The 19,400-nt window shown below is 60.4% G+C and carries 17 protein-coding genes, 1 tRNA gene and 1 pseudogene; 11 read left to right on the top strand and 8 right to left on the bottom strand.

The annotated features are described in order from the left end of the window. Positions 1-98 precede the first annotated feature (98 nt). Together KVG88_RS29900 and rimI are read left to right on the top strand one after the other, a co-directional pair. Positions 99-845, top strand: a complete 747-nt coding sequence (locus KVG88_RS29900; protein WP_217873499.1) for an energy transducer TonB — start codon at positions 99-101, stop codon at positions 843-845. Continuing rightward, complete coding sequence (gene rimI, locus KVG88_RS29895; protein ID WP_150704734.1) at positions 838-1,290, top strand: ribosomal protein S18-alanine N-acetyltransferase; 453 nt, start codon at positions 838-840, stop codon at positions 1,288-1,290. The genes KVG88_RS29900 and rimI overlap by 8 nt, the downstream gene beginning before the upstream one ends. A 119-nt stretch (positions 1,291-1,409) precedes the next feature. On the opposite strand, the gene KVG88_RS29890 is transcribed toward rimI, so the two are convergent. Then, complete coding sequence (locus tag KVG88_RS29890) at positions 1,410-1,814, bottom strand: serine kinase/phosphatase (protein ID WP_217873495.1); 405 nt, start codon at positions 1,812-1,814, stop codon at positions 1,410-1,412. 168 nt (positions 1,815-1,982) lie between these two features. Here KVG88_RS29890 and can point away from each other — a divergent pair, with 168 nt between their 5' ends. Further along, complete coding sequence (gene can / locus KVG88_RS29885; protein ID WP_150704736.1) at positions 1,983-2,627, top strand: carbonate dehydratase; 645 nt, start codon at positions 1,983-1,985, stop codon at positions 2,625-2,627. Positions 2,628-2,705: 78 nt separating this feature from the next. On the opposite strand, the gene KVG88_RS29880 is transcribed toward can, so the two are convergent. Both KVG88_RS29880 and KVG88_RS29875 read right to left on the bottom strand, forming a co-directional pair. Continuing rightward, the gene (locus KVG88_RS29880; RefSeq protein WP_217873494.1) at positions 2,706-3,878 is read right to left on the bottom strand and encodes a hypothetical protein; all 1,173 of its coding nucleotides are present in this window, start codon (positions 3,876-3,878) and stop codon (positions 2,706-2,708) included. Between the two features lie 95 nt (positions 3,879-3,973). Continuing rightward, entirely contained in the window at positions 3,974-5,392 is a 1,419-nt protein-coding gene (locus KVG88_RS29875) for a short-chain fatty acid transporter (RefSeq protein WP_217873493.1), read from the bottom strand. 200 nt (positions 5,393-5,592) lie between these two features. Between KVG88_RS29875 and KVG88_RS29870 the strand changes: the two genes are divergently transcribed. The 4 genes and pseudogenes from KVG88_RS29870 (at position 5,593) to KVG88_RS29860 (ending at position 9,093) form a co-directional block, all read left to right on the top strand. After that, entirely contained in the window at positions 5,593-6,906 is a 1,314-nt protein-coding gene (locus KVG88_RS29870; protein WP_217873492.1) for an MFS transporter, read from the top strand. Between the two features lie 80 nt (positions 6,907-6,986). After that, positions 6,987-7,811, top strand: a pseudogene (locus KVG88_RS31460) (PAS domain-containing protein); the annotation flags it as partial. After that, positions 7,791-8,351 carry a methyl-accepting chemotaxis protein gene (locus KVG88_RS31455; protein ID WP_263597391.1) on the top strand — a complete coding sequence of 187 codons (561 nt, stop codon included), beginning with the start codon at positions 7,791-7,793 and terminating at the stop codon, positions 8,349-8,351. The pseudogene KVG88_RS31460 and the gene KVG88_RS31455, both read left to right, overlap by 21 nt. 142 nt (positions 8,352-8,493) lie before the next feature. Then, positions 8,494-9,093: a flavin reductase family protein gene (locus KVG88_RS29860; RefSeq protein WP_217873491.1), complete on the top strand. Its 600-nt coding sequence runs from the start codon at positions 8,494-8,496 to the stop codon at positions 9,091-9,093. A 12-nt stretch (positions 9,094-9,105) separates the two neighbouring features. Here the strand turns inward: KVG88_RS29860 and KVG88_RS29855 are convergent, their stop codons facing one another. Both KVG88_RS29855 and KVG88_RS29850 read right to left on the bottom strand, forming a co-directional pair. After that, positions 9,106-9,474 (bottom strand): cupin domain-containing protein, encoded by a 369-nt coding sequence (locus tag KVG88_RS29855; RefSeq protein ID WP_150704743.1) that lies wholly within the window; start codon positions 9,472-9,474, stop codon positions 9,106-9,108. Positions 9,475-9,550: 76 nt separating this feature from the next. Then, entirely contained in the window at positions 9,551-10,360 is an 810-nt protein-coding gene (locus KVG88_RS29850; RefSeq protein ID WP_217873490.1) for an AraC family transcriptional regulator, read from the bottom strand. A gap of 153 nt (positions 10,361-10,513) precedes the next feature. Here KVG88_RS29850 and KVG88_RS29845 point away from each other — a divergent pair, with 153 nt between their 5' ends. Both KVG88_RS29845 and ddlA read left to right on the top strand, forming a co-directional pair. Further along, a complete protein-coding gene (locus KVG88_RS29845) occupies positions 10,514-11,155 on the top strand; it encodes a LysE family translocator (protein WP_150704745.1) in 642 nt (213 codons plus the stop codon). Between the two features lie 11 nt (positions 11,156-11,166). Further along, the gene (gene ddlA, locus KVG88_RS29840; RefSeq protein WP_217873489.1) at positions 11,167-12,261 is read left to right on the top strand and encodes a D-alanine--D-alanine ligase; all 1,095 of its coding nucleotides are present in this window, start codon (positions 11,167-11,169) and stop codon (positions 12,259-12,261) included. Between the two features lie 89 nt (positions 12,262-12,350). On the opposite strand, the gene ggt is transcribed toward ddlA, so the two are convergent. Beyond that, positions 12,351-14,183, bottom strand: coding sequence for a gamma-glutamyltransferase (ggt, locus tag KVG88_RS29835; protein ID WP_217873488.1), 1,833 nt, complete (start codon positions 14,181-14,183; stop codon positions 12,351-12,353). Between the two features lie 166 nt (positions 14,184-14,349). On the opposite strand from ggt, the gene KVG88_RS29830 reads away from it, so the two are divergent. Next, positions 14,350-15,459, top strand: coding sequence for a DUF2817 domain-containing protein (locus KVG88_RS29830; protein WP_217873487.1), 1,110 nt, complete (start codon positions 14,350-14,352; stop codon positions 15,457-15,459). Positions 15,460-15,557: 98 nt separating this feature from the next. On the opposite strand, the gene KVG88_RS29825 is transcribed toward KVG88_RS29830, so the two are convergent. Both KVG88_RS29825 and KVG88_RS29820 read right to left on the bottom strand, forming a co-directional pair. Then, positions 15,558-15,634: transfer RNA gene (locus KVG88_RS29825), tRNA-Met, on the bottom strand. Between the two features lie 116 nt (positions 15,635-15,750). Then, on the bottom strand, positions 15,751-17,808 hold the full coding sequence (locus KVG88_RS29820) for a methyl-accepting chemotaxis protein (protein WP_217873486.1): 2,058 nt from the start codon (positions 17,806-17,808) through the stop codon (positions 15,751-15,753). Between the two features lie 332 nt (positions 17,809-18,140). On the opposite strand from KVG88_RS29820, the gene KVG88_RS29815 reads away from it, so the two are divergent. Then, positions 18,141-19,358 carry an MFS transporter gene (locus KVG88_RS29815; protein WP_150704750.1) on the top strand — a complete coding sequence of 406 codons (1,218 nt, stop codon included), beginning with the start codon at positions 18,141-18,143 and terminating at the stop codon, positions 19,356-19,358. Positions 19,359-19,400 lie beyond the last annotated feature (42 nt).

The raw sequence follows: 19,400 nt of genomic DNA, 5'->3' as shown, positions 1-19,400 counted from the left end.
GATCTTGAGCGAAGGGCGGTAGAATCAGCGCACTTTAGTTATCCACAAGTGGCCGACCATTGCTTATCGAGTCCCGTCGTCGCGCTTATTTGAACGCCATGCAGGTGGTCAACTGGCTGCCGCGCACCGAATTGCCCTTTGCCGCCCCGTCGCGGCCCGAACTGCTGGAGATGCCCGAACCGCTCGTCGTCGCGCCAGTGGCGCCGGCTGCTGTGGCTGAAGCGCCTGTCGCACCGGCGGTAAAACCGGCCGAACGGGTGAAGATCGACGTGCCACGGCCATCGCTGGCGAGCACGCGCACCGGGGCCGTAGCGGTGGAAGAGGCTGAAGAGGCGCCGGTCGTGGTAAAGGCCCCGGTTGTGCCACCGCCGCGCTTTGCCCTGCAATTGTTGCGGGCCGGGCGCTGCCTGCTTCTGGTCGAGTTACCCACAGGCGAGGCGTTTCAGGCCAGGGACCCCGCTTATCTGTTGCTCAAGGACATGCTGCGCGCCGCCGGTCTGCCGGACAGCCCGCAGATCGTCGGCGAACCGGTACGCTGGCCATTGCTGGTGCGCGGCACGATGGATCAAGGTCCGGAAGCCGCCCGCGATTTCGTTCAGGGCTTTCTCTCGGCCCGGCTGGAAGACGCACCGTGCGTCTGCGTGTGGTTGATCGGCCTGCCTGCGGTGCGTTTCGCCGGTGAGGCAAATGCCGAGTCGTTCAACCGCGAACTGCAAGTCGAAGGCCTGGGCTCGGCCTGGGCCGTGCCGGGTCTGGAATTATTAATGGAAGAGCCACAGCGTAAGGCTGATGTCTGGCAAGCCATGCGTCGGCTGATGGCGCGTTGGAAAGAATCAAATGAGTGACGCTGTAACGTTTCGCCCGATGACCGAGGCGGACCTGGAAACCGTTCTGAAGATTGAATACGCGGCCTACAGCCATCCCTGGACCCGCGGGATTTTTCTCGATGGACTGGGCAAGTACCAGATCTGGCTGATGTTCGAAGGTCAGCAGCAGGTCGGCCACGGTGTGGTGCAAATCATCCTCGATGAGGCGCATCTGCTGAACATCACGGTCAAACCGGAAAACCAGGGCCGTGGCCTGGGTTTGACGCTGCTGGAGCATCTGATGTCGATTGCCTACAAGGCCGACGCCCGGGAATGTTTCCTGGAAGTGCGCGACAGCAATACCGCGGCGTTCAAGTTGTACGAGCGTTATGGCTTCAACGAGATTGGTCGTCGACGGGATTACTACCCGGCGGTGGGCGGGCGTGAAGATGCGGTGGTGATGGCCTGTACGTTGGTCGACTGATCGTACGGATCAAACACCCTGCCCATGTAGGAGCTGCCGAAGGCTGCGATCTTTTGATCTTTTGATCTTAAGGGCAAGATCAAAAGATCGCCGCCTTCGGCAGCTCCTACATACGGTAGTCAGCGCTTGCGGTCCAGCGGGTCGCGACGCGCCAGTTCCGCTTCATCCAGACCATCACCACCGCCAATGTCATCCTCATCGACAATGCTCAAATCCCAGTCAGCCTGATCGCCTACACCGGATTCATCAGCATCCCGGGCGCCGTCTTCGCGGATCAGGGTTTCCGGGCTCATGTCGTCGTCGGTGGGTTCGTGGTCATCGGTCGAGGCGCCCGTCATGCCGGCTTCGCGTACTCGCTGACGCGGCATCAGTTGCTCGCGCTCCTTGTCCGGCAACTCGTCACCGATTTTTGCGCTGGGTTCGTCTTCGTCGAAATCCAGCTCATGCACCGAGCCCATGCGGTCTTCGTTGTCATCGATGGGTTCCGGTTGCACCGCATCGTAAGGACGTCGTGATTCAGTCATGGCAATTCCTCATACTGTGGGCCTTACTAAGGTGGACCTGTAGGGCTACCGAGAATTCCACCGGCATGGAGCACCGTTTCAAAGCATCAGGTGGTATCTGCATTAAGCGCGTGACCCCGACGGACGGTTGTCAGTCAAAGCTGCGCATCATTCTTGAGGCTTCAAAGCATGAACGAATTACAAGATCTGATTGATAACAACGAGCGCTGGGCCGACGCGATCACCAAAGAAGATCCTGACTTCTTCGCCAAGCTGGCTCGTCAACAGACGCCAGAGTTCCTGTGGATCGGCTGTTCCGACGCCCGGGTGCCGGCCAACGAAATCGTCGGCATGTTGCCGGGTGACCTGTTCGTCCACCGCAACGTGGCCAACGTGGTCCTGCACACCGACCTTAATTGCCTGTCGGTGATTCAGTACGCGGTCGACGTACTCAAGGTCAAACACATCCTGGTTACCGGCCACTATGGTTGCGGTGGTGTGCGCGCCTCGATGCAGGATCGTCAGTTCGGCCTGATCGACGGCTGGCTGCGCTCGATTCGTGATCTGTATTACGAAAAACGCGAAGAATTGGCCGTGCTGGCGACCGAGGAAGAACGGGTTGATCGTCTCTGCGAACTCAACGTGATTCAGCAAGTGGCCAACGTCGGCCACACCAGCATTGTGCAAAACGCCTGGCATCGCGGGCAGAGCCTGTCGATTCACGGTTGCATCTACGGCATCAAGGATGGCCGCTGGAAAAGCCTGAACACTACCATCAGTGGTTTCGAGCAGTTGCCGCCGCAGTATCGCCTGCGTCCGTTCGAACCGCTGTAAGTCCTCAGCAGAGGCTTTGCCGACGCCAGTGTTGCAACAACAACTGTGCGTCGGCGACTTTTATGGGCTGACATCGATTTACAGCGCTGGAGCGGGAATAGCCGTCGCAGGCGCTGGCGCCTTGAGTTGTTTGAGCTGGGCCTGAATCGTTGCCGACGCGCATTTGCCTGCGGCTTGTGCGGGCGTCAGATTGCGGATCGAGGTGTAGAACAGCTCGCAGGTTTTATCTTTCTGCGCCACTTGCCAGGTCTGCGTGCAGCTTTTCAGTTCGACATCGGGGTTGGTGTCCGACTCGCGGCCCATTGCGGCCTGCCAGCAGGCGGCACTCAAATCCTGACCCATGACTTTCAAACCCGCCGTATCGGCTTTGGCCTTGGCATCGGTGCCTGTGTAGTTTGCCGGGTCGGCGGCATACCAGATGTAACTGGGATGGTTGGCGCCCAGCACAGGGCCCTTCACGCCCTCGTTCGGGCTGATGTAGACCAGGCTCAAAACGTTCACAGTCGGCCCGTACTGCTCTTTGATCCAGTTACGCACTGGCGTGCCGAAGGCCACCATCGGCAGTGGGTCGCCGCTGGCGTTCAGGCTGACTTGCTTGACCATCGTGGTCTGGTAGTCCTTGAAGTAGCCATAGACGCCCTCCAGATCCTTGCCGGCGTTGGACGGCGCGGCAATCGGGGCGATATCGATGATGGTCTGGTAGCCCGGCGTCTGTTCGGCGGGAACGCCATTGACCGTGAGCAGCGTCGCCCAGCGGTCCGTGGTGGCAGACCGCAGGTAATCCTGAGCCTGGGTCAGCGAATAATCTGGCGGAAAGTGCAGCAGTTCGACGCTCCTGCGGTTTTCCAGTGCCATGCCCAGCGGCAGGAACAGGTACCAGCTATAAGCCCATTTGCCATCGGCGTTGAGTTTGGTCGCGCCGTTGTAGGCCAGGTCACCGGCGTCGAGCAGGGCGGCCAGGGGCTTTTCATAGGTTTTTGGTACGCCAGTGATCTCGGCATAAAGTTGCTGGTTGTCGGTTTTGACCAGCACCTTCGCGTCGCTGTAGCCGTCACGTTGCACGCTTTGGGTCAGGTAATGCTCGACGGTTTGCTCAAGCGTCCAGTTGCGAAAGCAGATGACGTTGCAGTTGTTGGGGTAGGCGAAGAGGCGGGTTACGCGCTCGGTACTGCCCAGCTTCAGGTTGATATCGGCATGGGCTGTGGCACTCAGGGTGAGGGCCGCGAGGGTAAGTCCTGCAAGTTTAAGCATGCTCAGATCCTTTTCAGCGTGTACGTCACCCCATACTGAAACAGACCGGACAGAACAAAAAGAGGGGCCGAAAGAAATTTCGGCCCCTTTTGTTGTTACGGCATTACCGGCGGCGTATACGCCAGCGTCGTCCCCAATGCCCAGAGCAGCAACAACACCAGCGGTGTGTGCACTAGCAATTGCACGAACGAGAAGCCGATCAAGTCTCGTGCCTTCAACCCCAGCACGCCCAACAGCGGCAGCATGTAGAACGGATTGATCAGGTTGGGCAGGGCTTCGGCGGCGTTGTAGATCTGCACGGCCCAGCCCAGGTGGTAGTTCAGGTCATTGGCCACTTGCATCACGTACGGCGCTTCAATGATCCACTTACCGCCGCCGGAGGGAATGAAGAAGCCGAGAATCGCCGAATACACGCCCATCAGCAGCGCATAAGTGTCGTGGGAAGCGATGCTGACGAAGAACGTCGAGATGTGGTGGGCCAAGGTCTGCGCATCGGCGCCTTTGACCGTGGTCATCAGCGCGGCAATCGAACCGTACAGCGGGAACTGGATCAGCACTCCCGTAGTAGTCGGCACCGCGCGTGACACGGCATCCAGAAAACTGCGCGGACGCCAGTGCAGCAGGGCGCCGAGCATGATGAACAGGAAGTTGTAGGTATTGAGACCGGAGATCGCACTGATCGCAGGCTTGGTCGAGAACTCATGGAACAGCCATCCGGCGGCCAGCAGCACCAGCAGAATGGTCAGCAGCGGGCTGTGTTCCAGCCATTCGCCGGGACGGGTGCGTGGTTGCAGCGGCGGCAGGTTGAAGGCCGGATCGACGCCGCAGGCCTGGGCGTCGCGGGCGGTGTTCGGACCGGGAGCGGTGGCGTAGGCAATGATCAGCGAAATGACGATCAGCGCCAGCAACATTACGCCCGATTGCCAGAGAAAGATGGTCTGGGTGAACGGGATCACCCCGGTGATCGACAGAATCGATGGTGGCAGGCTGGCCGGGTTGGCTTGCAACTGCGCTGCCGACGACGACAAGCCCAGCGCCCACACCGCGCCGAGCCCCAGGTACGCCGCAGCGCCAGCAGCGCGGTAGTCCATTTTCAGATCGGTACGGCGGGCGAGGGCACGCACCAGCAGACCGCCGAAAACCAGCGACAGGCCCCAGTTCAGCAGCGAGGCGATCATGGAGATCAGCGCCACCCAAGCCACGGCAGAGCGGCCGTTTTTCGGGATTTTCGCCAGACGATCGATCAGCTTCACCGCCGGAGGCGAGCTGGCGACCACATAACCACCGATCACCACGAAGGCCATCTGCATGGTGAACGGAATCAGGCTCCAGAAGCCGTCACCGAAGGCCATGGCGGCGTCGGTAGGCTTGGCGCCCATGGCCATGGTGGCCACGGCCACGATAATCACCGCCAGGGCGGCAAACACCCAGGAGTCGGGGAACCAGCGTTCGGCAAAACTTGAACAGCGCAGGGCGAAGCGGGCGGAGCGGGTATCTTCGATATCAGCGGCCACGGGAGTACCTCGAATTTTTATGTTTGTTGTGGTCTTCGGGGCGGCAGAAGCCCGTCTGGACAGACGCCAACATTAATTCAACCGGCGCTTTTTTGCGGGGCTGATTTGCGGCTATGGGACTTTGGTCTAACGGGTTGTCCACCGGCGCATTTGCGTAGACCATGGGCGCCTTGGTTTTTGCCCGTGCCAGAGTTCTTTACATGACTGCCAACACCGATTCACGCCCGGCGCCGTTCAGCCGCTCGGACTACAAGACCCTGGGGCTCGCGGCCCTGGGCGGGGCGCTGGAAATCTACGATTTCATCATCTTCGTATTTTTCGCGCTGACCTTGAGCCAGCTGTTCTTCCCCCCGGAAATGCCCGAGTGGCTGCGTCTGCTGCAAAGTTTCGGGATTTTCGTCACCGGTTACCTGGCGCGGCCGCTGGGCGGCATCCTGATGGCGCATTTCGCCGACCGGATGGGGCGCAAAAAGGTCTTCAGTCTGAGCATCCTGATGATGGCGCTACCGTGTCTGCTTATCGGCCTCATGCCGACCTACGCACAGATCGGCTATTTCGCACCGCTATTGCTGTTGCTTCTGCGAGTCCTGCAGGGGGCGGCGGTGGGCGGTGAAGTGCCGAGCGCCTGGGTGTTCGTTGCCGAGCACGCGCCGGCCGGCCATCGCGGTTATGCCTTGGGCTTTTTGCAGGCGGGCCTGACCTTTGGCTACCTGCTCGGCGCGTTGACGGCGACATTCCTGGCGCAGGCGTTTACCCCGGCAGAAATCCTCGATTACGCCTGGCGTTACCCGTTCCTGCTGGGTGGTGTGTTCGGCGTGATCGGCGTCTGGCTGCGTCGCTGGCTCAGCGAAACCCCGGTGTTCATGGCCATGCAGGCCCAGCGCGAAGAGACCGTCGAACTGCCGCTGCGGGCGGTCCTGCGCGAACATCGACTGGCGATGCTGCCGGCAATGATCCTCACCTGTGTATTGACCTCGGCCGTGGTGGTGTTCGTGGTCATCACCCCGACCATGATGCAGAAAACCTTCGGCATGACCGCCAGCCACACCTTCGCCTTGAGCGCGCTGGGGATCGTTTTCCTGAACATTGGCTGCGTGATTGCCGGGTGGTTGGTCGACCGCCTGGGCGCCTGGCGCACGGTCATGTTGTACAGCCTGCTGTTGCCGCTGGGCATCGGCGTGCTCTATGGCTGCCTGATCAGCGGCGGTGATTGGGTCGGTCTGGCCTACGCTGTGGCCGGCCTCGGGTGCGGGGTGGTCGGCGCCGTGCCCTCGGTGATGGTCAGCCTGTTTCCGGCGCGGGTTCGAGTCTCGGGTATTTCCTTCACCTACAACATTGCCTACGCCGCTTGGGCAAGTATCACGCCGCTGTTATTGATCGGGCTGATGCCGTGGAGTCCATGGATTTGTGTGATTTTCTGCGCAGTGATGGGCGCGGTGGGCGTGTGTAGCGCGGCGTATTTCGGTGCGCGGATGCCCGGCGTTGGGCATTGCTCGGCTGCCCGGGCTGCCTGAGCGGAGGACTTGTCGAACGTGGGGCAACTATTTTTGTAGGACAAAGCTCAAGCGCTCTTCAGAAAAGGTCCGCAAGGCCGATGGTTAGGCTGCATATCGCTTTCTACCCTGTCCATCGGTGTATCCCCATGTTCAATAAACGCTTGAAGCAGGAGCTGTCCGCTCTTCGTGAAGAACTCTCCAGCCTTCAGCAAGTGAAGGAAAGTCTGGAAAGCGAGATGCTGGTGCTGACCCTTGATTCGGATGGCCGGGTCCAGTCGGTCAATCAGAACTTTCTGAGTGAAATGCACTACAAGAGCGGCGAGTTGATCGGTCGCCACATCGACGATATCGCCCCGGATCATGTAAAGAACGACGAGTTCCAGCGTCGCTTCAACACGGCGCTGACCCGCGGCGAGCACTTTGCCGGCACCGTGCGTTTGTTGCGTGGCACGGGCCAGGAGGCGTGGCTGCGTTCCATCCTGCAACCGGTGCGCTCGGCGGAGGGGCGGATCAAACATTTCTCGATCTTCTCCAGCGACCTGACCCGCACCATCGAGGCCTCCCGCGAGCATGAAAACCTGATCGGTGCTTTGGTGCGCTCGACGGCGGTGATCGAGTTCGACCTTAACGGCAACGTGCTGTCTGCCAATGATCGTTTTCTTTCGGGCATGGGTTACAGCCTGGCGCAGATCAAGGGTAAACACCACCGGACCTTCTGCTTTCCTGAGGATTACAACAGCGCCGAATACCAGAACTTCTGGCGCCGACTGAACGCGGGTGAGTACGTGGCCGAGCGTTTCAAACGCGTCGACAGCCATGGTCGTACGGTCTGGCTGGAGGCGTCCTACAATCCCGTGGTCGATGCCAACAACAAACTCTACAAAGTGGTGAAGTTCGCCACGGTGATTACCGATCAGGTCAATCAGGAACAAGCTGTTGCCGACGCGGCAAACATTGCCTACAGCACGTCGCAGCAAACCGACCAGAGTGCCCAGCGTGGCACGGCCGTGGTAACCCAGGCCGTGGACGTGATGCGTGATCTTGCCAAACACATGCAAACTGCCGGTGATGGCATCGAAGCCTTGAACGAGCAATCGCTGGTGATCGGCACCATCGTCAAGACCATCAGCGGCATTGCCGAACAGACCAATCTGCTGGCGCTCAATGCCGCCATCGAAGCGGCCCGTGCGGGTGAGCAGGGGCGAGGTTTTGCCGTGGTGGCGGACGAAGTTCGGCAACTGGCTTCGCGCACCAGCCAGGCCACCGATGAAATCGTGCTGGTGGTACGTCAGAACCAGGACATGGCTCGCAACGCCGTGGCCCTGATGACCGACGGCAAGCTCCAGGCGGAACAGGGGCTGGCGCTGGCGGCGGAAGCGGGCACGGTGATCGTCGAGATTCAGGACGGCGCGCAGAAAGTGGTCAATGCAGTGGGGCAGTTTGCCAATCAGTTGTCGAGTTAGTACATCGCGCAGGACCTGAAAAGATCGCAGCCTGCGGCAGCTCCTACAGAGAATTACGGACCTTGTAGGAGCTGCCGCAGGCTGCGATCTTTTCGTTGGCGATGTCGCTACAATCGGTTTTTTCCCCAAGGAGCAGACATCCATGAGCGCTTCCCACCGCCGTCCGGTTCCCTTGCCCAAAGCTTATCGGCTGCTCAATCACGGGCCGACCGTGTTGGTCAGCGCCGCCCATGGCGGGCAGCGCAACATCATGGCAGCGGCGTGGGCCATGCCGCTGGATTTCGAGCCGCCGAAAATTGCCGTGGTCCTCGACAAGGCCACCTGGACTCGCCAATTGCTCGAAGCCTCGGGTACTTTCGTCCTCAACGTTCCTTGCGCGGTGCAGGCCGATATCGTGCAGACCGTCGGCTCGACCTCCGGCCTGGAGCTGACCCGGGAACAGGGCCGGGACAAGTTCCAGACCTACGGCTTGCCCACCTTCGCCGCCGAGCTGATCGATGCCCCAATGCTCGAAGGCTGCGTTGCCTGGCTTGAATGCCGCCTGCTGCCCGAGCCCGACAATCATCAACAATACGACCTGGTCCTGGCCGAGGTGATTGCCGCCCAGGCCGACGAACGCGTGTTCAGTAATGGCCGTTGGCACTTCGAGGGGCAAGACGCGTTGCGCACCTTGCACCATGTGGCCGGTGGGCACTTCCTGACCATTGGCGAGCCGGTGGATGGCAAGACACTCCAGGCTTGAACCGTCAGCCGGTCATATCCACACGTCATTTTCAGCGGTGCGTTCGCCACCTTCGCTGCCGGTGTTGAGCACGCCCTTGGGTTCGATCAGCAGAAGCTTCACCTCCTGCTCGGCGCAGGGTTTGTGCTCGATGCCTTTGGGCACCACGTACATTTCTCCCGCGTTCACCAGCACGTGGCCGTCGCGAAAGTCGATGCGCAACCGGCCTTCGAGGACGATAAAGGTTTCGTCGGTATCCTGGTGATCGTGCCAGATGAAATCCCCCAGCAGCTTCACCACTTTGAACTGGTAGTCGTTCATTTCAGCGATGACCCTGGGCGACCAGTGTGAGTCGATCCTGGCGATTTTCTCAGCGAAGTTCAGGCTTGCGTAAGCGTTCATGGCGGGGCTCTTGTGGTTGCTTGTACAGCCACGATAGCCAGCCTGTCGGCGCGCTTCTTGTACGATTGTGCGTGGCTCAGCGGCGCTGCATTTTTACCCAGCGAGCGGGGGACAGGCCGTAGGTTTTGCTGAATTGCCGGGTCATGTGGCTTTGGTCGGTGAAACCGGCGATCAGCGCAGCGCTGACCAGCGACTGTCCCTGAATGAGCAAAGAGCGGACCAGGTCCAAACGGCGCATGGTCAGATAACGGTAGGGGCTGGTGCCGAACAGCAGGCGAAAATCCCGTGACAGGCTCCAGCGATCCCGCCCGCTATGCTTCTCCAGCTCTTCCAGCGTCACGGTTCGATCGAGGGCGCTATGCAGGTACTCCCGCGCGCGTTCGGCTGCAACGTAGTCGAAGCTGGAGCGCCTGACAGTCATTGCGGCAGCAGCGTTCAAGGCCTGCGCCAGATCGAAGAGCGCGTCCTGCTCTTCCAGCGGTTCGAGAGGGCAATCGAGACTGCGTAGCAGTGTTGCCGTGGCGGCAAACAAGCGAGGATCGTTGGATAGCCCGTTCTGGATGAACGGAAGAGGCTGGCCGCCAAGCATCTGCTGGATCAGCGCCGGTTCGATGTACATCATCCGATACTTGAAACCGGCCTCGGTGCCGGCCTCGCCATCGTGAACTTCGTCCGGGTGCAGCACCATCGTCCCGCCGGGCACGCTGTGACGCCAGCCGCCGCGATACTGAAAACTCTGCACGCCAGCCAGCGTGTGACCGATGGCGTACGTATCGTGGCGGTGCATGTCGTAGCCATGGCCCGCAAAGAACGCTTCGAAACGCTGTAGGCCACCCACATCCGGTGCGCGGTGGAACCAGTCATTGTGAGGCCGACGCCTGACCATGATTATCGTTGCCTTGAACTTGATACCGACCACGTTAACCCAGTGACGGATCCTCTGTCTCGTGGCTGATGAAAGGCCTCGGGCAAGTAGAAAACCCGAGGCAAATGCTGCAATGTGTTGCCCATCTTCCAATGCGACTCAGGCAACCCGACCATGGACATAACCCCTCTGAGCTACGCCGCTCCCTTGTTATCGCTGGCGCTGTTATGGACGGTCGCGGTGATTACCCCGGGGCCAAATTTTTTCAACATCGCGCAATTGGCCGCCAGCCAGTCCAAGCGTCACGGTGTCGTGGCCGCGTTGGGTGTGGCAACCGGCACTGTGCTTTGGGGGCTGGCGGGCGGTTTGGGCATCAAGTCGCTGTTCAGCGCCGCGCCCACGCTGTACCTGGCGTTCAAGGTTGCCGGTGGCTGCTACCTGATTTATCTGGGCTTAAAACAGTTCAAGCGCAAGCCTGCGGTTGCTCAGAGTGATAGCGACTCAATGGTTGGCGCCGGGCGTACGCTGACTTCGGCGTATGGCCAGGGTTTTCTGGGCAACATGACCAACCCCAAATCTGCACTGTTCGTTGCGACAATCTTCGCCACTGCCATGCCAGCCACCGTGCCGCCTTCATTGCTGGCGCTGGCAGTGCTGACCATGGCGACGCTGTCCTTCAGTTGGTATTGCAGCGTGGCATTACTGTTTTCGAGCCGTCGGGTGACGGGGGTCTACAACCGCTCCCGCAAATGGCTGGACCGCTTTGCAGGGAGTTGCTACCTGCTGTTCGGCGCTCACCTGGTGGCCAATCGTTGAGGACGAAGTGAATGAGCAAACTGCGTGTAGGGATTATTTTTGGTGGGCGTTCGGCCGAGCACGAAGTGTCGCTGCAATCGGCGAAAAACATTGTCGATGCGCTGGACCGTTCGCGCTTCGAGCCGGTACTGATCGGCATCGACAAACAAGGCCACTGGCACCTCAACGATCCTTCGAATTTTCTGCTGAACCAGGAGAATCCGGCGCTGATCGCCCTCAATCAATCCAACCGCGAATTGGCGGTCGTGCCGGGCAAGGCCAGCCAGCAACTGGTGGAAACCTCCAGTCAGGAACTGCTGGGCCACGTCGATGTGATCTTCCCGATCGTCCACGGCACCCTCGGTGAAGACGGTTGCCTGCAAGGCCTGCTGCGCATGGCCGACTTGCCGTTTGTGGGTTCCGACGTACTGGGTTCGGCGGTGTGCATGGACAAGGACATCAGCAAGCGCCTGCTGCGTGATGCCGGGCTGGCGGTCACACCGTTCGTGACCCTGACGCGCACGACCGCTGCACGCAGCAGTTTCGCGCAAGTGTCGGCAAAACTCGGTCTGCCGCTGTTCGTCAAACCGGCGAACCAGGGCTCTTCCGTGGGCGTGAGCAAAGTGACCGATGAAGCCGAGTATCTGACGGCAGTCGAATTGGCCCTGGGTTTTGATGAGAAGGTGCTGATCGAATCGGCTGTCAGTGGCCGCGAAATCGAATGCGCGGTGCTCGGCAATGAACAGGCCATCGCCAGTGGTTGCGGCGAGATCGTGGTGCGCAGCGGTTTTTATTCCTACGACAGCAAGTACATCGACGACATGGCCGCACAAGTGGTGGTGCCGGCCGACATCAGCGTCGAGGCCAGCGAGCGCATCCGGAGCATGGCAGTCGAGGCTTTTCATGTGCTGGGCTGTTCCGGGCTGGCACGGGTCGACGTGTTCCTGACGGACGGCGGCGAAGTGCTGATCAACGAAATCAACTCACTGCCCGGATTCACCCGCATCAGCATGTACCCGAAACTCTGGCAGGCCGCAGGCATGACCTACAGTGAACTGGTCACGCGGCTGATTGAACTGGCAGTTGAAAGGCATGAGGCTCGCCAGGCGCTGAAAATCACTCGTTAAGCCTGGTGCGACATCGCGGCATGACCGTTCAGACAGCGCCTGAAAACGGGCTTACCTTCCGGTGGGCCCTTTTCATTTCTGAATAAACCTCAATCCCCCAACGCTTCCCCTTCCCGCCGAGGATCCGCTCCACCCGCCAACGATGCGTTCCCCTGCGCATCCTTGACCCGAACGATCGCCTGGGTGCCGCTGGTCATGTCAATCTCGTTGACGCTGTGGCCTTTGTCTTTCAGCGCCTGGATCAGTGCCGGGCTGAATTGGCCGCGTTCCAGTTCGGTCGGGCCGTTGCGGCTGCCGAAGTTGGGCAGGTTGATGGCGGTTTGCGGGTCGAGATTCCAGTCGAGCAAGCCGATGGTGGATTTGGCGACGTATTCGATGATTTGCGAACCGCCGGGTGAGCCGACACTGGCGAGGAATTCGCCGTTCTGGCGGTCGAAGATCAGTGTCGGAGCCATTGAAGAGCGCGGGCGTTTGCCCGGTTCAACGCGGTTGGCGACTTTCTGGCCATTCTCTTCGGGGATGAACGAAAAGTCGGTCATCTCGTTGTTCAGCAGAAAGCCCTGAACCATCACATGCGAGCCGAAGGCTGATTCGATAGTGGTGGTCATCGAAACGGCGCCGCCCTGATCATCCACGGCAACGATTTGCGACGTGGAGATGCGCAATGGCGAACGATCCTGCGCGTACGCGACCTGAATACCCGGTGGCTTGCCCGGTTGGGCAATGCCCATGCTGCGGTCGCCTATCAGCGCGGCGCGGCTGGCGAGGTAGGCCGGGTCCACCAGACCTTTGACCGGCACCGGCACAAAGTCCGTATCGGCCACGTATTGCGCACGGTCGGCGTAGGCCAGGCGCTCGGCTTCCGAGATCAGGTGCACGGCTTCAGGGCTGGGTTCGAGGCCGGCAGGGGCGGTGGTTTTCAGCGGTTTCATCGGGGCGAGGGCAAAGCGCTGGTCACGCGTCTCCAGGGCTTGCAGCGTGCCGAGAATTTGCGCTACGGCAATTCCGCCCGATGACGGCGGCGGCATGCCGCAGACTTGCCAGCGTTTGTAGTCGGTGCACAGGGGCGCGCGTTCCTTGGCACTGTAGTGGGCAAGATCGTTTAGCGACAGGCTCCCCGGATTGGTATGGCCCTGAACCTTGGCGACGATTTCCTGCGCGACAGGACCTTTATACAGCGCGTCCGGTCCTTCCTTGGCAATGCGTTGGAACAACGCGGCCAGCGCCGGATTCTTCAGCAGGGTGCCGCTGGCTTTCGGGCTGCCGTCGGCGTTCAGAAAGTAAGCCATCATCTCCGGCGAGCGAGCCATGGACCTGTCCGAGGCGATCAACCCGTGCAGGCGTGGCGAGATGGCGAAACCTTGCTGGGCGAGTGTGATCGCCGGTTCGAACAGCTGCCCCCATGGCAGGCGACCGTGTTTTTGATGGGCAAGCTCAAGGGCGCGCAATACGCCCGGCGTGCCGACCGAGCGGCCGCCAATCTGTGCTTGAGTGAAGGGCATGGGTTGGCCATCGGCTTGCAGGAAAAGCTTCTCTGTGGCGCCGGCCGGTGCCGTTTCGCGGCCGTCGTAGGTGCGCACGTTTTTACCGTCCCACAGCACTATCAACGCTCCACCGCCAATGCCTGACGATTGCGGTTCGACCAGCGTCAACACGGCTTGCATCGCAATCGCCGCATCGATGGCCGAACCGCCGCGACGCAGCATCTCGCGCCCGGCTTCGGCGGCCAGCGGGTTGGCGGCTGCGGCCATGTGTTTTGTGGCATGTCGGGTCTGCAGGTCGGTGCGATAACCGGAAGCGCTTTCCGGTGCGAGTGGCAGCGTTGGGGCCGAAGCGTTGTGGCAGGCGCCGAGGGTTAACGCAGCAACGATCAGCGCGATGGCTGACGCACGATGGCGGCTCAAGTGGAAGGCTGAGAACACGTGGGGCACTCCATCCGTGAGGTAAATGTATCGGGGACTTTATCGGCCACCACCGAGTGACGCAAACCGGGTCCCACGACAAAGACGCTTTGGTCCTTCATCAACGGGCGGATTTTCTGTAGGGTCATTGCCCACAGGCAAGCTCAAAGATCAACAAGAGGCAGACATGCAGACCGAGTTCCCGACCCAGCCCAGCTACCGCTCCCAGCGTGAACAATTCCTTGCGGCGGCGACTGCGGCCGGGGCGACACTGACCGAGTATCCGCACCCACTCAAAGGGCCGTTCGGCGAGTCCTTGAGCACCGATGTCGCGGTGCTTGGCGTTCCTGGCGCCAAACGCCTGCTGATCGCGTTGAGCGGCACCCATGGCGTCGAGGGCTTCTATGGTTCGGGTTGTCAGATCAAGTGGTTGCAGGAGTTGGGCAAGCGCACGCTGCCGGCCGATGTCGCCGTGGTGGTGATCCATGCCATCAACCCTTGGGGCATGGCGTGGTTGCGGCGGGTCAACGAAGACAATATCGACCTGAACCGCAATCACCTCAATTTCCAGCGCTCGTTGCCGGACAACCAGGCTTACAACGCGCTGCATGCAATCTATGCCTGCACGCAGTTGCAAGGTCCCGAGCGGGAGCGCGCCGATGCCTTGCTTGAAGAGCAGATTCAACAGCACGGCTGGCCAGCGGTCATGTCGATTGTCGAAGGCGGGCAGCATGCGCACTCTGATGGCCTGTTTTATGGTGGGCTGGCGCCGAGCTGGTCGAATCGCACGTTGCACCAGATTATGCAAAACCACATGAGCCATGCCGATGTCGCCATGTGTTTCGACCTGCACACCGGCGCCGGTGAGTACGGTCATCCGATGTTGTTGACCATTACCGAGTCTGCCTATCCGGCGTTGGCGCAGGCCCAGGCGATTTACGGGCCGTGGCTCTATAGCTTGCAGACCGGCGCCGACACGGTGAGCGAAACCGGCGTGGCGGCGACGGCCACCGGCTACACCTCGCAAGCCTTGCTCGATGCATTGCCGCAGGTGCGGTTGATGCCGTTTGTCATTGAGTGCGGGACATATCCGGGGCCGGGTGTTCATCGGCATTTGCGCGATGATCACTGGTTGCATCTGCATGGCAATCCAAGTGATGCGACAGGGCGCGAGATAAAGCTGAATCTGCTGGAACAGTTTTATCCCGCCGACAATGATTGGCAGGCGATGGTCTGGTTGCGGACCTGGCAGATCTGGGAGAAGGCGTTGTCGGCGTTGCCGACAGTTCGGGGCTGATCGACCAGCGTCTGCGGTTCAGGAATTCCTGTAACCGCAGCGCATTTTTTCGAGGCATAAAAAAACGGCCTACCTTTCGGTAAGCCGTTTTTAGTACTTGGTGGCTACACAGGGACTTGAACCCCGGACCCCAGCATTATGAATGCTATGCTCTAACCAACTGAGCTATGTAGCCAAGTGGCGCGCATTATTCACCGGTAACGGGGATGCGTCAAGCACAAATCTAAAATATTTCTCTACGCTTTCAACCGCTTATCCTCCTGAGCCGAAAAATCGGCTCAGGGAAGGGCATCAATTGAGCTGAAACCTGCCGGTATTGGCACTCAAGGCCTTGCTGCCATGGCTCAAGGTGTCCGCTGCCTGGTTCACCGCGCGGGCTCCTTCGAGTAATCGCACCGCCGCCTGATCGACTTGCTGGATATTGCCGCTGACCTCGTCGGCGGTGCTGGCCTGTTCGTCGACGGCCGTGGCGATCTGCGCAAGGGTATCGGTAACGCCTTGTACCGCGCTGGCAATTTCCCCCAGGCGTTCGCCCAGACCGGTCACCGCCAAGGCGTCGGATTGCGCCTGGCCACACGCCGCTTCCATCAAGCTGACGGCTTCGTTCACGGTGCTGCGCAAGCTATCGACCGTACCGGCGATTTGCGCGGTGGACGATTGAGTGCGTTGCGACAGGCTGCGCACTTCGTCGGCCACCACCGCAAAACCGCGACCCTGCTCGCCAGCTCGGGCAGCCTCGATGGCGGCGTTGAGCGCCAACAGGTTGGTCTGCTCGGCGACGCCACGAATGGTGTCGACCACCAGTTGAATCTGCTGTCCTTGTTCGCTGACGCGGCCCAAGGCTGCGGCGGTGTCATTCAAGCGCTGGTTGAGCTGCTGGATGCTGGCTGTTGTGCGTTGGCTGTCACGGCTACTGTCGGCGGCAATACGCTGGGTGTGCTGAGCGCTGCCGGAGGCACGTTCGCAGCTCTGGGCCACGCCTTGTGAGGTGGCCGCCAATTGCGTCGCCGCTGCGGCGATCTGGCTGATCTGCAACTGCTGGGCTTCGACCTCGCCGAGGGCGTCGCTGGAGTGATGATTGAGGGTTTGCACGGCATTGCTCAATTGCAGGGTTTCGTGATCCACCCCGAGCAAGCTGGTGCGCAACTGCACCACGGCGACATTCAGCGCTGTGCTGATGGCGGCCAACTCATCCCGGCCCTGAACCGGCGCTTGCAGGTTCAGATTGCCATCGCGCAGGGCTTCGGCGAGCAGCGTGATGCCGCTGGCGCTTCGGCGGATCGAGGCCTGCAAACAGATGAACAGGTACAGCGCCGCCAGCAGCAGGCAGCCAAACACCGTCGCCACCACCATGAACTGACGGATCGCCGAATCGTGGTAGTAATTCAGACGCTGGTCCAGCGATTCCAGCGATTGCTGGCGCAATGCGGCGAGGTTGGCGAGCAGGGCGTCCAGGCTGCGCTCGAAGTCTTCGGGCTTGAGGTTGATGCTGCCGCCGAACACGCCGTCATCGAGGACTTTCAGGCCTGAATCCAGATGCTTGAGGCTGTCATGGTACTGGCCGGCCCAGGTTTGCAGAGCGCTGGGCAGCCGCGCTTCGAGCACGCTCGCGGTTTTCACCAATTGTTCCCGGGCATCGCCGATGCGGCTGCGCAGATCACGCAGTTGCAGGCGACTCTGCAAAGTAAACTGCCCGGAGACCACCGAAGCCTGGCCCACCGCAGCCAGTCGCCCGACGCGTTCGATCAGGTCCGGCGCGTGCTGGGTGGAAATCTGCGTCAGCAGGTACGTTTCCAGCCACGGAGCAAGTGTCAGGCGGTTGTCCATGGCGATCTGCTCGCGCAACGCTTGCAGGGCGCTCAAGGCATTGGTGAAGCGGTCGTAACCGTCCGGCCACCAACCGACGCTGCTCAGACTTTTCGAGTCGAGGCCGCTGAGGGCGGTTTGCAGGGCTTGATAACGGGTGAGGGTTTCGTCCTTGGCTTCGTCTTTTTGCAGCACGGTGCCGAGGTCTGAGGCGGCTTGAGCAACGGCGGGCTGGACCGCGTCGAAGGCTGCCATGGCGGCTAGCGTTGCCGGTGTCGGTTGGCGGTTGGTTTCAGTTGCGCGCCAGCGGGCCGCCCGATCACGCTGAGCGGAAAGCAGGTTGTCCAGTGCATCAAGGGCGAGAAGTTGACGAACCCCGGCACGTTCACCGGAAATCAAACTCAGTTTGTCGCGATAGTCCTGCCCAATCATCCACAGGCTGCCAGCCAATGGCAGGATGAACAGCAGGAACAACAGCTGGAATTTACGTGCAAAGCCGAAACGCCCCAGCAGTCCGATCCCCGGTGATAAAAAAGCCTGCATGCCCCATGACTCCTTTGGACACCCCGCACCATTGGTGGGCGTCGAGATCTGTGCGACCTTGACCGGTGCCCTTTTAAAAGGCCTCGAAAGTTCACCATTGCCAGCTCTGTAGGCCGATTCTGTGGTGAAACTTCCCATTCTCGGTTCCCTTTGTAAGGGCGCCGCGTTGAAGGGGAGAAACAAGGCAAGATTCAGACCATGGCTATGCGCTATCACCTTTTTCGCGATGAAAATCAAGGTCGTTAGCAGGCTAAGGGGATGGCGCTCCTGCACCGAAAAATGGCACATTGACGCACCTGCTCGTGTGCACCCTCTGTTGTTTGGAAACTCCCATGGCTATCAGCAATGCCCAGACCGGTTCCGTACCGGCATCCGCTCCTTCGCAAAGCAGTCCCTTGGTCATGCGCATCATCGGCGCGGTGGCGCTGGCGCATCTGATCAACGACCTGATTCAGTCGGTACTGCCGTCGATTTACCCAATGCTTAAAGCCAACTATGGCCTGACGTTTACCCAGGTCGGCTTGATCACCCTGACGTTTCAACTGACGGCGTCGCTGTTGCAGCCGTGGGTCGGTTATCACACCGACCGTCATCCCAAGCCATGGTTGTTGCCGGCGGGCACCGTCTGCACGCTGATCGGCATCGTGATGATGTCGGTGGTCGGCAGCTTTGCGATGATTCTGTTAGCGGCGGGGTTGATCGGCATCGGTTCTTCGACCTTCCACCCGGAAGCTTCTCGCGTGGCGCGACTGGCCTCGGGCGGGCGCTTCGGGTTGGCACAATCGACCTTTCAGGTCGGCGGTAACGCGGGCTCGGCGTTCGGGCCTTTGCTGGCGGCGGCAATCATCATCCCTTACGGGCAAGGGAATGTGGCGTGGTTCGGTTTGTTCGCCGTGTTTGCATTGTTCGTGCTGTACCGGATCAGTCGCTGGTACGCCAATCACCTGAACCTGTTCAAGCTCAAGCAAGGCCAGGCCGCGACCCACGGGCTGTCCAAGGGGCGAGTGATCAGTGCGCTGGTGGTTTTGGGGTTGTTGGTGTTCTCCAAGTACTTCTACATGTCCAGCCTCACCAGTTACTTCACGTTCTATCTGATCGAGAAGTTCGACCTTTCAGTGGCCAGCTCGCAGCTGCATTTGTTCCTGTTTCTCGGCGCGGTGGCGGCGGGGACGTTCTTCGGTGGGCCGATCGGCGACAAGATCGGGCGTAAGGCGGTGATCTGGTTCTCGATCCTCGGCGTGGCGCCGTTCACGCTGTTGCTGCCGCATGTCGACTTGTTCTGGACCACTGTCCTGAGCGTGGTCATCGGCTTTATCCTGGCATCGGCGTTCTCGGCCATCGTGGTGTATGCCCAGGAGTTGGTGCCCGGCAACGTCGGGATGATTGCCGGGGTGTTCTTCGGTTTGATGTTCGGTTTTGGCGGGATTGGCGCGGCGCTGCTGGGGCATTTGGCGGATATTCACGGGATTGAGTACGTGTACTTCCTGTGTTCGTTTTTGCCGTTGCTGGGTGTGCTGGCGATTTTCCTGCCACGTACAAAAAGAACGTGAGATCAAAAGATCGCAGCCTTCGGCAGCTCCTACGCTGATCAT

This window comes from Pseudomonas azerbaijanoccidentalis (assembly GCF_019145495.1).
GTDB classification, from domain to species: domain Bacteria; phylum Pseudomonadota; class Gammaproteobacteria; order Pseudomonadales; family Pseudomonadaceae; genus Aquipseudomonas; species Aquipseudomonas azerbaijanoccidentalis.
The sequence above is the reverse complement of the archived record's forward strand: the minus strand, read 5'-3'. Positions and strand labels throughout refer to the sequence as shown.

Excerpts from the sequence above, each read along its gene's own strand:
- KVG88_RS29850 (WP_217873490.1), bottom strand. The coding sequence starts at position 10,360 with ATGGTCAGGCGTCGGCCTCACAATGACTGGTTCCACCGCGCACCGGAT.
- KVG88_RS29845 (WP_150704745.1), top strand. The coding sequence starts at position 10,514 with ATGGACATAACCCCTCTGAGCTACGCCGCTCCCTTGTTATCGCTGGCG.
- KVG88_RS29855 (WP_150704743.1), bottom strand. The coding sequence starts at position 9,474 with ATGAACGCTTACGCAAGCCTGAACTTCGCTGAGAAAATCGCCAGGATC.
- KVG88_RS29815 (WP_150704750.1), top strand. The coding sequence starts at position 18,141 with ATGGCTATCAGCAATGCCCAGACCGGTTCCGTACCGGCATCCGCTCCT.
- KVG88_RS29860 (WP_217873491.1), top strand. The coding sequence starts at position 8,494 with ATGAGCGCTTCCCACCGCCGTCCGGTTCCCTTGCCCAAAGCTTATCGG.
- KVG88_RS29830 (WP_217873487.1), top strand. The coding sequence starts at position 14,350 with ATGCAGACCGAGTTCCCGACCCAGCCCAGCTACCGCTCCCAGCGTGAA.
- can (WP_150704736.1), top strand. The coding sequence starts at position 1,983 with ATGAACGAATTACAAGATCTGATTGATAACAACGAGCGCTGGGCCGAC.
- KVG88_RS29820 (WP_217873486.1), bottom strand. The coding sequence starts at position 17,808 with ATGCAGGCTTTTTTATCACCGGGGATCGGACTGCTGGGGCGTTTCGGC.
- ddlA (WP_217873489.1), top strand. The coding sequence starts at position 11,167 with ATGAGCAAACTGCGTGTAGGGATTATTTTTGGTGGGCGTTCGGCCGAG.
- KVG88_RS29880 (WP_217873494.1), bottom strand. The coding sequence starts at position 3,878 with ATGCTTAAACTTGCAGGACTTACCCTCGCGGCCCTCACCCTGAGTGCC.
- rimI (WP_150704734.1), top strand. The coding sequence starts at position 838 with ATGAGTGACGCTGTAACGTTTCGCCCGATGACCGAGGCGGACCTGGAA.
- KVG88_RS29870 (WP_217873492.1), top strand. The coding sequence starts at position 5,593 with ATGACTGCCAACACCGATTCACGCCCGGCGCCGTTCAGCCGCTCGGAC.
- KVG88_RS29900 (WP_217873499.1), top strand. The coding sequence starts at position 99 with ATGCAGGTGGTCAACTGGCTGCCGCGCACCGAATTGCCCTTTGCCGCC.
- KVG88_RS29890 (WP_217873495.1), bottom strand. The coding sequence starts at position 1,814 with ATGACTGAATCACGACGTCCTTACGATGCGGTGCAACCGGAACCCATC.